13 protein-coding genes and 1 tRNA gene are annotated in these 13,030 nt (G+C 53.6%); 1 reads left to right on the top strand and 13 read right to left on the bottom strand.

Annotation, left to right across the window (positions count from 1 at the left end; translation table 11 throughout):
* Positions 1-42 precede the first annotated feature (42 nt).
* From tilS to yabN, 12 genes are all read right to left on the bottom strand, one after another.
* A complete protein-coding gene (tilS, locus tag DVH26_RS01915) occupies positions 43-1,497 on the bottom strand; it encodes a tRNA lysidine(34) synthetase TilS (protein WP_239635255.1) in 1,455 nt (484 codons plus the stop codon).
* A 16-nt stretch (positions 1,498-1,513) separates the two neighbouring features.
* Complete coding sequence (locus DVH26_RS01910; protein WP_239630906.1) at positions 1,514-2,425, bottom strand: protein kinase domain-containing protein; 912 nt, start codon at positions 2,423-2,425, stop codon at positions 1,514-1,516.
* The gene (locus DVH26_RS01905; protein ID WP_239635254.1) at positions 2,409-3,176 is read right to left on the bottom strand and encodes a vWA domain-containing protein; all 768 of its coding nucleotides are present in this window, start codon (positions 3,174-3,176) and stop codon (positions 2,409-2,411) included. Before DVH26_RS01905 ends, DVH26_RS01910 begins: the two co-directional genes overlap by 17 nt.
* A 227-nt stretch (positions 3,177-3,403) precedes the next feature.
* Complete coding sequence (gene spoIIE / locus DVH26_RS01900; protein WP_239630905.1) at positions 3,404-5,848, bottom strand: stage II sporulation protein E; 2,445 nt, start codon at positions 5,846-5,848, stop codon at positions 3,404-3,406.
* 500 nt (positions 5,849-6,348) lie between these two features.
* Positions 6,349-6,422, bottom strand: a tRNA-Met gene (locus DVH26_RS01895).
* Positions 6,423-6,578: 156 nt separating this feature from the next.
* Positions 6,579-7,097 (bottom strand): S1 domain-containing RNA-binding protein, encoded by a 519-nt coding sequence (locus DVH26_RS01890; protein WP_239630904.1) that lies wholly within the window; start codon positions 7,095-7,097, stop codon positions 6,579-6,581.
* A 183-nt stretch (positions 7,098-7,280) separates the two neighbouring features.
* Entirely contained in the window at positions 7,281-7,610 is a 330-nt protein-coding gene (locus tag DVH26_RS01885; protein WP_239630903.1) for an FtsB family cell division protein, read from the bottom strand.
* A 27-nt stretch (positions 7,611-7,637) separates the two neighbouring features.
* The gene (gene yabQ, locus DVH26_RS01880) at positions 7,638-8,207 is read right to left on the bottom strand and encodes a spore cortex biosynthesis protein YabQ (RefSeq protein ID WP_239630902.1); all 570 of its coding nucleotides are present in this window, start codon (positions 8,205-8,207) and stop codon (positions 7,638-7,640) included.
* A complete protein-coding gene (gene yabP / locus DVH26_RS01875) occupies positions 8,204-8,488 on the bottom strand; it encodes a sporulation protein YabP (protein ID WP_239630901.1) in 285 nt (94 codons plus the stop codon). Before yabP ends, yabQ begins: the two co-directional genes overlap by 4 nt.
* A gap of 373 nt (positions 8,489-8,861) precedes the next feature.
* A complete protein-coding gene (locus DVH26_RS01870) occupies positions 8,862-9,131 on the bottom strand; it encodes an RNA-binding S4 domain-containing protein (RefSeq protein ID WP_239630900.1) in 270 nt (89 codons plus the stop codon).
* Positions 9,131-9,403, bottom strand: a complete 273-nt coding sequence (locus DVH26_RS01865) for an HU family DNA-binding protein (protein WP_028551916.1) — start codon at positions 9,401-9,403, stop codon at positions 9,131-9,133. Before DVH26_RS01865 ends, DVH26_RS01870 begins: the two co-directional genes overlap by 1 nt.
* Before the next feature lie 79 nt (positions 9,404-9,482).
* Positions 9,483-10,964 carry a bifunctional methyltransferase/pyrophosphohydrolase YabN gene (gene yabN / locus DVH26_RS01860; RefSeq protein WP_239635253.1) on the bottom strand — a complete coding sequence of 494 codons (1,482 nt, stop codon included), beginning with the start codon at positions 10,962-10,964 and terminating at the stop codon, positions 9,483-9,485.
* Between the two features lie 16 nt (positions 10,965-10,980).
* On the opposite strand from yabN, the gene DVH26_RS01855 reads away from it, so the two are divergent.
* The gene (locus DVH26_RS01855; RefSeq protein WP_239630899.1) at positions 10,981-11,223 is read left to right on the top strand and encodes a hypothetical protein; all 243 of its coding nucleotides are present in this window, start codon (positions 10,981-10,983) and stop codon (positions 11,221-11,223) included.
* Here the strand turns inward: DVH26_RS01855 and DVH26_RS01850 are convergent.
* Positions 11,189-12,859, bottom strand: a complete 1,671-nt coding sequence (locus tag DVH26_RS01850; RefSeq protein WP_239630898.1) for a putative polysaccharide biosynthesis protein — start codon at positions 12,857-12,859, stop codon at positions 11,189-11,191. The genes DVH26_RS01855 and DVH26_RS01850 overlap by 35 nt on opposite strands.
* Positions 12,860-13,030: the final 171 nt, after the last annotated feature.

Genomic DNA, 13,030 nt, shown 5'->3' with positions numbered 1-13,030 from the left:
GAGAACCTCCTACTTGGAATAAAATAATCTTGTAAAGCTATCTTAACACGGGGAAAGCGAACCTTCCTTCGTGTGAAGTTTCATTTGGAGCCACGCCTTCGTACCCTCATGGACCGGCGCTACCGACGATCTGCGCACACCAGGCAGCCAAACGATGCGACCCAGGGCGTCCGCGATGACCGGAGTAACGGCTCTGCAGCTCGGAGCGATTTTGGCGTCGATGAAAATATCTTTCACTTTTTTCGACCCGTTTAGTCCGAACAGGTTCATTCGATCTCCATCCGCACGGCTTCGTACGGTCAGAGGGAATGCCAGCTCATCGGCATCGAACCAAACGGTGCAGTGTCCTTCCTTGTCAAAAGCTTGTAGGGAAGCGGACAGCGTCCCTTCAAACCAGGCACATTCAAGATGTACACCTGTCTCCGGCACCGTCAATTCGCTCTGATAACGCTGAAGCGAGTAACGGTAGGGACCGGCTGGTACCACATAAGTATGAAGCTTGATCCGGTCATATTCCCTGGTCAATATAAGATTGCTCCCGATATCGATACGAAGGTTTGACGGCTCAGCCTTGACGATTGCATCCCTCAATTGCTCGAGCTTCAGGAAATCCATGGAATCCGATTCAATAGAAAGATAATTTAATATTAGTTTAATCAAACGCCTTTGTAAAGCAACATGTACCCCGGCGAACCAATTTCTTGACCATTCTGCGAAATCGCTTTCCACAGCCACATATTGTTCAAATAAGCTGTGCGTCTGCGAGTCCAGAATCTCATTCTCCGCGCTCATCATAACGGATAAACGGTTCAGCGCCTGCGGCAGCTGCTCATTAAATTGCTGCAAATACGGCAGCACATCCAGCCGGATCCCGTTGCGGGTATATTTCGTCTCCAAATTGCTGCTGTCCGTACAGTAAGCAAGTTGATGAGTATGGCAGTACTCGAGAAGCTCTGATTTATATATACGCAGCAGCGGCCGGACAAGTTCCACATGTTGTTCCATTCTTCGGATAGGAATTCCTGTCAAGCCCGAAGGCCCTGTGCCGCGCAGCAGCCTCATAAGCATCGTCTCCGCCTGGTCGTCCGCATGGTGGGCCAAGGCAATGCGGCTAGCCCCGGAGCTCGCGGCAGCTTGATGGAGAAAGCCGTACCGCAGCTCTCGTGCGGCGACCTGGGAGTTTTTGCCCGTCTCCCTAATATGGCGGGGCACATCCAAATGCGCAATCTCGCTGCGAAGCCCGAGCCGGTTCGCCAGCTCTCTCACGAACTCCGCTTCTTGGGCGGATTCGTCGCCCCTAAACCGGTGGTCCACATGAGCTACCGTCAGGTTCCAGCCCCACCGTCCGGACAGCACAAAAAGGAGATGCAGCAAGGCTACGGAATCAGGTCCTCCCGACACCGCAACGACTATACTGTCCCCTGGACGGAGCAGCTGCTCCGATTCGATCTGGTTCTCCACCCTTGTTACAAGATCCATCGCCTTAAATCCTTTCATCAAGCCGCAGCCCTGCTTACGGCCAGTACAAGTAAACGGTAAGTCCGAACAGCAGCAAGGAAGCTGCGAAGCAAACCTTGAGCCACGCACCGCCGATCATTCGCGACGCTTTCGCCGGCTTCGGATAGCTTTGCTTGCGCCAGTCCGCCAATGCCTGCCTGGACGTGGTGTATTGGCCCAGCAGCATTTTGCGCAATACCGGCTTGGCATGAGTCAGCTTCCGGTTCGACTGCAGCATGTCCAGCAGCATCTCCGCATTTCGGTTTTGCGGCAGCACCTGCTTGATTCCCTGCATGCGCCGTTCGGTATCCGTGCTGCTTATCAGCAGTACGGCTAATGCGAACATGTCGTACGCTTCATCCGCAGAACGGCTGCCCGCTCCCCAATACCCCCGGTCGTATACCTCCGTGAATTGCTTAACCGACTTTCCCTTACCCGTAACGCCGCCAAAGTCGATCAGCTCGACGTCGCCGTAGCCCGAGACGAGTATATTTTCCATTTTGATATCGCCGAAAATGTACTGTTCCCGGTGCAGCTCGACCAGCTTGCGGAGCAGGTTGAGCCCGATCAAGTAGATCCAGTCCGTCCCGTTATGCTTCATATAATCGAACATGGACATCCCTTTGATATAGGGCATGACATAAAACGGGAACACTTCACCGTTCCAATGAAAATCATCGACATCAAGCAAAAATTGACGAAACGACGTATTGGATTGGGACAATGCTTTCAGCGCGTTCACCTCGGACTGATGATCGACCGCGTCAAACCCGCTTTTCAATGCATAAAGAAGCTTTCCCCGCTTGACGAGATACACTCTGCCGTTGGCTCCGGCTCCGAGCAGACGTTCAATGCGGTACTCTCGTTTGTTCCAATTGCCGTATATGATCGTTCCGGGAGGCAAGTGCCGATCAAACGACGTAGTCACTCAGCATCCCATCCTCGCCTTTTTGCGTGTGTCCGGGATCCGGCCTTTCATCCGAAGCCTCATGCCGGAACAGTCCGTCGGACTCGCCTGTCATGAAACGGATGACTTTCAGAAGCGCCGGCCCTGTCGGAGTCGTACCCTTCATGTTTAATTTATAAAACAAACGGTTCAGATTTGCAAGGTCGCGAGTCCACCCGAGATCCATTTCGACCTCGTCCTGGCCCGATATAGATGCCGGGAAATGAAATACCGCCATTTCACTGTCGCCCGTTCTTGCTTGAATGCTGAGCTGAAGATCGTAAATAGCTTCCTTGACGGCCTGCAGCTTAGGCTTCATGCTGGCGCTTGCGTCGATCAGGAGCGCTACCTGAAGCGCCGTCGTCTCGGATAGCTCATCCATTACCTGTACCACCTGAGAACGCTTGTCCGGATGCAGGCTGTCGATCTTCGAATCGCCGAAGATGTGCTTCAGCTCCTGGCCCACCACTTGGTGTATCGTTTGGACGACCGTTTTGCGGGTCATCATTTGAACCGTCTGCGACAGCTGCGAGGTATTGACGAGACGGCTCATGCCACCGCCCGCCTCTGCGATTTCATTGATCTCCTCGATTCCGTGCTCTCCGATTTCACTGGAATCGATCAGACCGATAACGTTAACGACGATTCCCTCCGCCTTGGCATGCGCCGCGGCCACTACCGGGCTCACCCCCACGTTCGAGCATCCGTCCGTAATAAGTATAATTTGCTTCATCATATCGTGTTTCCTCCCCTGTAGGCAAAAGTCTATGATGTCTAGTTTTTCCATTTTGCTATATTCCTAAACTTGGGGGAGGAACAGCCCGATCAGCCTCTACAACCTAAGGAAGAGCCGGAGCCGCCGGTTTCGGTCACCCGGTACGTTAGCTTACCTCCATTCATACTCAGTAAGTGAGAAAAGCGCCTCCCTTCCGCAGAAGAGATGCGCTTGAACTCCCGCCTTCAACTGACCGTCTTCGGACGCTCGATCCGCTGCAAGCCGGGCCAACGGAACGTAGCCCATTCCGGCTGATATTTCTCCACCCGCGCAACCACTACCGTCATATCGTCATAGATGCTGCCGTGATGATAGCGTACGACCTTTTCCAGCAAAATATCGGCAAAATCCTGCGGCACCTCCGTTTCGATTTCGGACAACACGCGCTTCATCCACATTTCTTTGTTAACGGCATGTCCCGGAGCATCATAGATGCCATCGGTCATCATGATCAGTATGTCTCCCGGCTGCAGCGGCAGGCTGACCAGATCGACATCGATGTCGCGGACGATACCGACCGGCAAATTATTGGCTGAGATCGGGAATACCTCCTTCCCGCGTTTAACGAAGCTCGGCGTCGATCCGATCTTCAGGAATGTCGTATTCGCGCTGTATAAATCGATCAGCGCGACATCGACGGTCGCATACATTTCATCCGAGGATCGCAGGTTGAGCACCGAGTTGACCGACTTGATGGCCAGCTTCTCGTCCATTCCCGATTGGAGCAGCTGCTGCAAAATATTGAGCGCCGCGCTGCTCTCCGCCCGGGCACGCTCCCCGTTGCCCATGCCGTCGCTGAGCGCAACGGCGAATTTACCGTTGCCCAATTCCACGGTGCTGAAGCTGTCTCCCGACAGCAGGTCGCCGTTTTTGGCGGCGCCGGCAATCCCGGTCTCGACCTCGTACTCCTTCGCCGAGCCGAAGATTACGGTGCTGTAGCCCTCCTTGCGCTCCAAGGCCTGCTCTTCCTTGACGGCAATATGCTCGCCAACGATCTCCGACAGGAGCGGAGCGATAATTTTACGGCACTCATCAAATCCTTTCGTATATTGATGGATAATTTCGATCTCTACATTCCCTTCGTCGAGACTAATAATATCGATACTGTGAATGGACAGCCCAAGCTCCTCCAGGGCGCTGCGAATTTGCTCCTCCTGCATGAAGAGCTCCTGGCCCTCCCGCTTGATTTCCTTGGCCAGATCCTCCATCACCTGCGAAACCCCGGACAGCTGCTCGGCTACAAGCTGGCGGCTTTCGATGATCTGCTTTTTCCAATGCTGATCGTTCTTGTACAGGCTGTACTGCTGCTTCATCACGGAAAGCACGTGGTCCGGCTTGACGCACTGCTTTTTCCATTGCTGCTGAATGTGCTTGTGCGACATGTTTTCGCGAAGCTCCACCTCCGTCATCATATCGGTCATGAACTTGTACGTTTGATAAAACTTGTCGTCCCAGCACTGGTTCCGTTTCCAGCAGTTGGAGCATGACTTCTCCGCCACTGAGTTCATGAAGTGCCCTACTTCCTCCTCCTTTTGCATCGGCTGCACATCCGCCGTTATTTGCTTGAAGCTGCGGGACAGCTGGCGGAACACTTCGGAAAATTGCTCCACCCGGCTCGCGGTAATATCGCGGACCCGCTTGGCGTAATCATGCTGCGATTTCAGGTTTTCCTGCGTTCCCGGCACATATTTGGCGAGCATTTGAATGACGGCGCCAGGGGTCAGAACGAATAAGAGGACGGCGACCAACGACTCCCAGGTGGAATTCATCACTTCCGCCTGATTCCCGATATATACGGATAAAATGGACGAGCCGAGCAGCATCCCGAGAGCGACGGCCAGCTTATTGCCTTCCTTCAGCAGCCCCGCAAGCATCCCGGCAAAGGCAAGCAGACTCATCTGATAAATGGCATTGGAGTTGGCCAGACTCAAGATCAAGCCTGTGATAACGCCGACCGAAGCCCCGAGCGGCGCTCCGCCGACCAACGCGAACAATAGGATCAAATATCGCGAGAGCACGTGCTCCAGCGTGACGGGACCTACCATCCAACCTACGGTGCCCGTCATCACCGAGGCGAGTAAAATGATCAGACATATGACTTCTTCGTGCTTCAAGTTGTAGTTTTTGCGTGTAAGTGTAAATACGGGGATCGCCTGAAGGAATATATGCGTTAAGATCAGAGAGAGCATGGACTCCACACCGACCATCATAAAGGTATACCAGTTCAGCTCTGTACTGACCAGATGAGCGAACAATTGAACAAGGAAGGTAGAGAAGAAGACGATAATCGGCGCATACGATATGTCCGACCTTTCGAACCGCTCGACGCCTTTTTGAATCAGCAGGAATACTATCATCTGCACAGCTATATAGCCGGCATGTGTGGGGGCGGCCGAGAAAATGCTCCCCGCCAGCAGAAAGGCTCCCGTCCAAAACAGCAGCTCCCTGCGCAAGAAATACATGACGGCGAAGTAAGCCACCGCAAACGGCGCCAGTTGATCGAGGATCATCGCTCTTCCTAATAGAAAGGCCATGAACAGGAGAAGGATCGACCACTTTTTGGCCACAACCGACTGAACCAACCGATTTTCCACCACTGCGCTGCTCACACGATGTTTCCCTGCTTGCATCCAACGACTCCATACTGTACCAACTTGTCCAACGAATAATTTTCTTTGCATATTATCAGAACACCACCCATAGACTATTAGTGTTCTCTAGTATAGAAGGAGTCTAGTATAAAGTTTGTCAGAATGAGTTGGTAGAGCAAAAGTTTTTTCCGACAAAAAAAAGCGCTGCCGGCGAAACGGCCAAAGCCCAGGCGGCACAGGGCTGGGAAGGTGCTGCCCCCATTGTTCTTTTTCCCAATCCAAAACAAGCGTTCGTCTTTCCGCTATCGCACAGATGCACTATTGCCGTTACATAGTGTCGATTCGCTTCGTTCGGGCTAACAATACGACAAAACTACTGATAGCGCGTCAAAAGGGGCGACAGCGTGTGGGGTATTTTTCCACAACTTTCCAATACACTACGCCAAACCATGTAAACCGACGAATACATGTCGCGGTTAAACGAAAAGCACCCTGCCGGAATCGAAATTCCGACAAGGTGCTTTCTTCTTGTTCCTATATAGCGGCGAAGGGAATCGAACCCCCGACCTCACGGGTATGAACCGTACGCTCTAGCCAGCTGAGCTACACCGCCACAACAAGCATGAGTATATAATAGACGGATACCGTTTGTCAAGCATGTCCCCCCATCTTGCCGAAGGGACCTTTTTCCACCGAATCGGCCGTAATGAGCATGATGCAAAAAAGCCGCACAGGCGCGTGCTGCACCCATACGGCTTGCCTTGTATCATTAATCGCGCCGTGCCCCGCGGCCTCCGCGCTTACCTTCGGTGTTCTTCTTCAGGGATGAAATACGTTCTTCGCTATCTTTCAAAAAGCGCGACATCTTGTCTTCGAAGGTCATTTTACCTGCAGGAGGTTTACCCCCACGGCCTCCACGGTCGCCGCCTCGGCCTCCAAATCCGCCACCGCCGCCTCTAGGGCCGCGATCGCCTCCGCCGAAGTTACCGCCACCACCGCCGGAACCGCCACCTGGTCTATCAAAACGAGCGGGCCTCGCTGGTTCAACCGGTTTATCTACCGCTTGCTTGATCGATAATCCGATTTTGCCGTCTTTGTCCACATTAATCACTTTGACGGTTACCATGTCGTTCAGCTTCAGATGATCATTGACATCTTTAACATAGTTGTCTGCTATCTCCGAGATGTGCACAAGGCCGGTACCGCCCTCAGGCAGCTCCACAAACGCCCCAAAGTGAGTAATGCCCGTTACTTTTCCTTCCAGCTTGCTGCCCACTTCAATTGCCATAAAGTAAAATGTTCCTCCCTTAAATAGTTGAGAAAACCTCTGTCGAGGCCTTCGAAGATGAGCGACCGCGCTTAGAGGTAAGTTTAAAATTCAATCAAAGCTTATGTGTTACAAAAACCCTGACAATGCAGATTATAACGTACTGGCTGCGATACGGTCAACAGATTGATTGCGACACTTCGGTTACTTTTGTTCTTTCGGAACAAAAAATAAGGTTTCGCCTTGTTTTATGTAATGCAGCTCTTTGCGAATTTTCTGTTCTACATATTCGGGATCGTTCAAGCGAGTCATCTCGCGCTTCATGTTTTCGTTGATTTGCTGTGTATCTTTATGCTTCTGATCCAGGGCGGCCAATTTCTCGCTGCGCTCGTTCAGTTTGCCGATTTGATTCCACAGTGTAACGCCGGCCCAGCTCATGAAGCACGCAAGAACGATCATGACCAACCGGCGCCTGCGAAAGGTGCCTTTGTTCTTCGGTTTTGTATCATTGCTTACTGCCTGGACTGACCGCATAAACTGTAAAATCTCCTCCTACTCCGATCAAAAGAAGCGACGGAATAATGCCGCGATACTCTGACCTGTTTTGTTCACCCATGCGGGGATGCGGATCCGCTTGACAAGAGGCTTCGTCAGCCATACAAGCAGCCTCCACAAAGGATAGAGTAATTGTAGCATAACTTTATACAGGAAAATAGCTATCGCCATTAAAAAACCTAAAAATATGACGGTAGCCCTATAAAGCCACACCACCGGAGTGACAATAAACAGCTCGATCATTCTTTTTCCGATACGAATTGTAGTCTGTACGACACGAATCATCCAAAGAATGATTTTTATGACGGTTTTGCTGAACAGTAAGAAATAGACCCCCACCCCGATAAGCAAGCCGATAAAAATAAACATCCGTACTTGTCCCAGGTTGCTCATGTAAAGCAGCTTGAACACAAGCACTGTCCCAAGGAGCCAAAAAACGATGTCCAGGAGGTAATAGGCATAACGGGGCGCACGAAGCTGGCCTGCAAGCACCCGATACAGATCGAACAGTCCGCCTAATGATAGTCCCCCCATAAGCATCATGCCCATGGTGACGAATTGAACTTGCAGCGTCACTTAAACAGTTTTCCCAAAAATCCCTTGGGCTTGCCCTGGGAGTTTGTATCGACGTACGCCAGCTCGTTCACCAAACCTTCAATAGCAACCAGCCCCTGCTCCAAATTCAAGTTTTTGATATGCAGGTTTTGGCCTTTAATCATCAGAAAGCCGCATTCGGTTTCCAATAAAAATTCTTCGCTGTCGAAGCTTTCGACATTCATGACGCCGGACACTTCAAGCAGCTTGCGGTTGAGCATTTTGATTTCCTGGCGTTTCACTTTCCCCGGCTCGATGGCCATGATACGATCCCTCCTGGCCGCTTTGCTTGTGAAAGGAGCGGATCGCTCATGCAAAGCCCGGCTGCGGGTCAGCGTAACGGCCTCCGGTCGCTGTTGAAAACGGGTTCCTCTTATTTGAATACGAATAGAATCGTAGGAACTCGTTTTCAAAGGCGACACGTAAACTCTCCGGCCCGTTACACTGCCCTCCGCCTCCATGCATGAGAATACGTCATTTCAAAAGCAAAGCTTGTTTACTTAAAAGTATGGGGGGATGTCCGAAATTAGAACGGCCATCTGAGCCGAACAGAGAGGAAATGTTTGAATCCGAGCCGATGAGCCGGCTCTACGCGCAGCGCAGCAAAAAAGAGACTGAAGCTCAGTCTCTTTAGAGTTACCATAATTCGGTTTTGCGCGATTCCTCGCTGAGCAGGGTATACATGTTGGCGGCGTCTTCCTTGCGGGTCGACTCCGATAACTGCTCTACCCGAACGGTTACGATCTTCTGGCCGAACTGAATTTTCAATTCGTCTCCGACCTTCACCGCACTGCTCGGTTTTGCATCCTTCCCGTTAATCCAGACGCGTCCTTGATCGGAAACGTCCTTAGCGACGGTACGCCGCTTGATCAGCCGGGAAACCTTGAGAAATTTATCAAGGCGCATTATTTTACCGCTTCTTTAAGCTTGTTACCTGCTTTGAAAGCCGGTACTACGGATTCAGGAATGTTGATCTCTTTGCCAGTTTGCGGGTTGCGGCCTGTACGTCCGGAACGCTTGCGAGTTTCGAATGTGCCAAAACCGATAAGTTGTACTTTGTCGCCAGTGGACAAAGCTTCAGTTACTTCACCCAAAAAGTTATTCAGAACGGTTTCAACGTCCTTTTTAGTCATGCCGCTTTTCTCAGCGATGTTGTTGATCAAGTCTGTTTTGTTCATGGATACATTTCCTCCTCAAAATAACACTAATGCTATGTATTCTTTGTTTATCAGGAAATTCCTGCTAGCCAATGTCGATTTATAAAACTTTTTTTGCTTCCTGCCACAAAGACTCCATCTCTTGTAAATCAGTTTGGTCAAAAGATTTGCCCTTTAAACGCAGCTGCCGCTCGATATAGCCGAATCTTTCAAAAAATTTGCGATTGGCGTCAGATAAGGCTTCTTCAGGCTCAATCTTCAAAAATCGGGACAAATTGACGACGGAAAAGAGCAAATCTCCGAGCTCTTCCTGCTGCTCTTTCTTCGAAAGAGAGTCTATTGCTTCCTTCAATTCCAGCAGCTCCGATTCGACAACTTTCAACACTTCTTGCATTTCAGGCCAGTCGAATCCGACGGAAGCAGCTTTCTTTTGCAGCTTGTACGCCTTCATGAGGCCGGGAAGCTCGCGCGGAATGCCGGACAATAACGGGAGCTCGTCCGGGTCGATGCCTTTACTGCGCTTCTCCTCTTGCTTGATCTGCTGCCAGTTGCTTAGCGCCTCATCCGCATCGTCGGCTTTCATCTCGCCGAATACGTGCGGGTGGCGACGGATCAGCTTCTCGTTCAATCCTCCAATGACGTCCCAGACGGAGAAGCCGCCCTCCTCCTCCTCGATTTGCGAGTGGAGCATAATTTGCAGCAGCAGATCTCCGAGCTCCTCCGCCATATGGTCCGGATCATCCTCATCGAAGGTCTCGAGCACTTCATACGCTTCTTCAATTAAGTTTTTGCGCAGCGATTGGTGCGTCTGCTCGCGGTCCCACGGACAGCCCTCGGGACTGCGCAATATCGCTACGATTTCGTGCAGCCGCCCGAACGTGCGATTGCGAAGCCGATCCTCATCCGAACGCGGTACCCAGACAAGGGACAGGTTACCGTAGTCCTGCAAATGATCCAGCTCATAGAGAGGAATGCGGTGAATCTTCTCATCGCCGGGAACGCCCAACGAATGGCCGACCACCACCTCCTGATCGTCCGGATACAGCTCCATTAACGTCAGCTTCACGTCCGAGGCCGAGTATGTATCGTATACTTGGCCGATGACGGTATGCAGACGAGGGTTCAACGCATGAACGGATAGCTCGGTCCCGTTGAGCAGCTGGAAGCCATCGATCGGGTCGAAGCCGAGCCGCAAAAAGGCTTGATCGAGAAAGCTTTCTCCGCCCATGATCACAAGCTCGATCCCCTCTTGCGGACAGCGGGCTCTCAGCAGCTGCACGGTCATTTCGGCTACCATCGGATGGCCGGGAACGGCGTATACGAGCTCGGCCTGTTGTTCCCGGGCCATGCGCAGAAGCTCATCCGCGATCGCTTCGTATACTTGCTCGAAGCGGTCATTGCTTTCGTACAGCGAATCGAACGACTCGAACGAAATGCCGTTGTGACGAAGCATCGCAACCATCGGATGCTGATCCGTGCGCAAGTAAATGCGGCCGGCCTGCTGCAGCTTTTTCCATACGCCCAGAGTCAGCTGATCTTCATCGCCCGAGCCTAGACCTACTATAGTAATTTGCGGTTGCATCAAACAATCGCCTCCTATGGTTATTCTATCGCAGCCCGTCATTTGGCGGGCGGTGTGCAAGTACGTGGGCGCAGCTGCGGCGCACTGGCGGGACGCGAGAGTGTACACGGTGACTAGCTTGGCTCACCCGCAAATGCGCGAGAGCGTACACGGTGACTGGCTGCGGCTCACCGGACGCATGCAGGCGGGGGCCCGCCGCGGGCACGTGCCGCGCGGCTCGGGCGCTAGCGCATCAGCCGCAGCCGGCGCAGCAGCTTGAGGAGCTTGCCCCCAAGCTGCGGCACTTGCAAGAGCTCGGCTTCGGTCACTACGCCGAGCCGAACCAGCGCCAGCGCGTACACGAGCGCTCCCGCGCCGACGCCCGCGAGCGCCACCGCCGTGGCCACGCCGCGCGGCGGCAGGCCCGGGCCCAGCGCGCCGAGCAGCGCGGGCAGACCGTGCGTTACGGCCAGCAGGGCCGCGGCCATCAAGCCGATGGCGACCATCGGCTTCACAACCGCCCGGCCCGGCGCCGGCCGGACACCGCCTACGCGCAGCGCGTGCGCGAGCGCGAGCAAGCCCGCGAGCGCGTAGGCGGCCACGGCCGCGGCGGCAGCGCCATCGATGCCCCAGCGGGGCACGAGGGCGATGTTCCCCGCGACTTTGGCCGCCGCCGCGGCGAGCAGGTACAGCGCCGGAGCGGTGACGGCGCCGAAGCCCTGCAGCACGCTCGACGCGATGATGTTGAGCGTGCTGAACAGCGCTGTATAGGCGATGATCGACATCGCCCACGAGCCTTCAGCGCTTTTGAACAGCATGACGTTGATCGGCTCGGCCAACACGGCTAAGCCCACGGACGCGGCAAGGCCGATGAGCCACGCCAGCCTGAGCGACATCACTGTTCGGCTTCGCAGGGCGTCCAAGTCGCCTTTCCACTTCGCTTCGGCGATCGACGGCACGAGCGCCGCCGACATGGACGAAGCAATCATAGCGACCAGCTGGACCAGCGGCAGCCCGTGATTGTACAGGCCGAACCTCAGAAGCGCCTCCGCCTCGTCCATGCCATGAATCTTGAGCAGCCTCGGCACGGTAAAGGAATCGACCAGCGTCAGGATCGGCATGGCAATGGTCCCTAAACAGATCGGAATCGCGTACGTTAGCAATCGGCGAACGAGGCTCCAGCTGCTTTCCCGCGGCGCGTCTTGATCCTGCAGCGAGCCATGGCCCGCCAGTCCGAGCCGCCGCCGTTCTTTGCTCCAAAACAGCAGCATGACCGCCAACCCGGCTATCGCCCCGGCTACCGAGCCGAAGGTGGCTCCGGCCGCTATCGTATCCGGGCCATACCCTCTCTGCACAAAAAACAGCAGCAGAATGAACATGACCGCCACGCGTACGCTCTGTTCCACCACTTGGGACACTGCGGTCGGTATCATGTTCTGATACCCCTGGTAGTATCCCCGCAGCGCCGACATTAGCGGCACGAACAGCAGCGCGAACGAGACGCTCCGAATCGCAGGGCTTGTCTGCCGGGCTCCCATCAGCTCCGCAATCCGGTCCGCTCCGAAATAAAGGAGCGCAAAGAACATCAGTCCCGTCACCGCAAGCACGGCGGAAGACACCTTCAGCACGCGGCGCGCTTCCCCGTACCGCCCCGCCGCGGCTTGCTCCGAAACGAACTTCGATACGACCAGCGGAAAGCCCGCAGTCGCCAAAAACAATATCAAAATATAAAGCGGATAAACCGCATTATAAATGCCGAATACATTATCCCCTGCAATATTTTGCAGCGGAATCTTCTGCATCGTTCCTATCAGCTTCGAAACGACAGCTGCAGCCCCGAGCACCGCTGCGCCTTTTAGCAGCGCGGAGCCCGTACTCTTCAACGAACCGGCATCATCCTTCATATCTTCGTTCATCCCGGCCCTCACCCTATTATCAATCAACAGTTTCATTCCAATATTACCCAATAATCATTGGCCTGCAATCCCATTCATTATATACTATTGTCTCGCGATGAGAAAACCTTTGCCTGTCCCGCGCCGCCTATGGCTGCTCATCCCGCTCCGCTTCTTATTTGCCTCCACATA

Origin of the sequence: Paenibacillus sp. H1-7, assembly GCF_022354825.1 — a bacterium.
GTDB lineage: Bacteria > Bacillota > Bacilli > Paenibacillales > NBRC-103111 > Paenibacillus_S.
Note: the sequence above shows the minus strand (reverse complement) of the source record. Positions and strands in the feature narration are given on the sequence as shown.

What these genes read in the sequence shown, in the direction of transcription:
- spoIIE (WP_239630905.1), bottom strand. Translation starts at nt 5,848, where the DNA reads ATGCAAGCAGGGAAACATCGTGTGAGCAGCGCAGTGGTGGAAAATCGG.
- DVH26_RS01850 (WP_239630898.1), bottom strand. Translation starts at nt 12,859, where the DNA reads ATGAACGAAGATATGAAGGATGATGCCGGTTCGTTGAAGAGTACGGGC.
- DVH26_RS01865 (WP_028551916.1), bottom strand. Translation starts at nt 9,403, where the DNA reads ATGAACAAAACAGACTTGATCAACAACATCGCTGAGAAAAGCGGCATG.
- DVH26_RS01855 (WP_239630899.1), top strand. Translation starts at nt 10,981, where the DNA reads ATGGTTATTCTATCGCAGCCCGTCATTTGGCGGGCGGTGTGCAAGTAC.
- DVH26_RS01885 (WP_239630903.1), bottom strand. Translation starts at nt 7,610, where the DNA reads ATGCGGTCAGTCCAGGCAGTAAGCAATGATACAAAACCGAAGAACAAA.
- yabN (WP_239635253.1), bottom strand. Translation starts at nt 10,964, where the DNA reads ATGCAACCGCAAATTACTATAGTAGGTCTAGGCTCGGGCGATGAAGAT.
- tilS (WP_239635255.1), bottom strand. Translation starts at nt 1,497, where the DNA reads ATGAAAGGATTTAAGGCGATGGATCTTGTAACAAGGGTGGAGAACCAG.
- DVH26_RS01890 (WP_239630904.1), bottom strand. Translation starts at nt 7,097, where the DNA reads ATGGCAATTGAAGTGGGCAGCAAGCTGGAAGGAAAAGTAACGGGCATT.
- DVH26_RS01870 (WP_239630900.1), bottom strand. Translation starts at nt 9,131, where the DNA reads ATGCGCCTTGATAAATTTCTCAAGGTTTCCCGGCTGATCAAGCGGCGT.
- DVH26_RS01905 (WP_239635254.1), bottom strand. Translation starts at nt 3,176, where the DNA reads ATGAAGCAAATTATACTTATTACGGACGGATGCTCGAACGTGGGGGTG.
- yabP (WP_239630901.1), bottom strand. Translation starts at nt 8,488, where the DNA reads ATGGCCATCGAGCCGGGGAAAGTGAAACGCCAGGAAATCAAAATGCTC.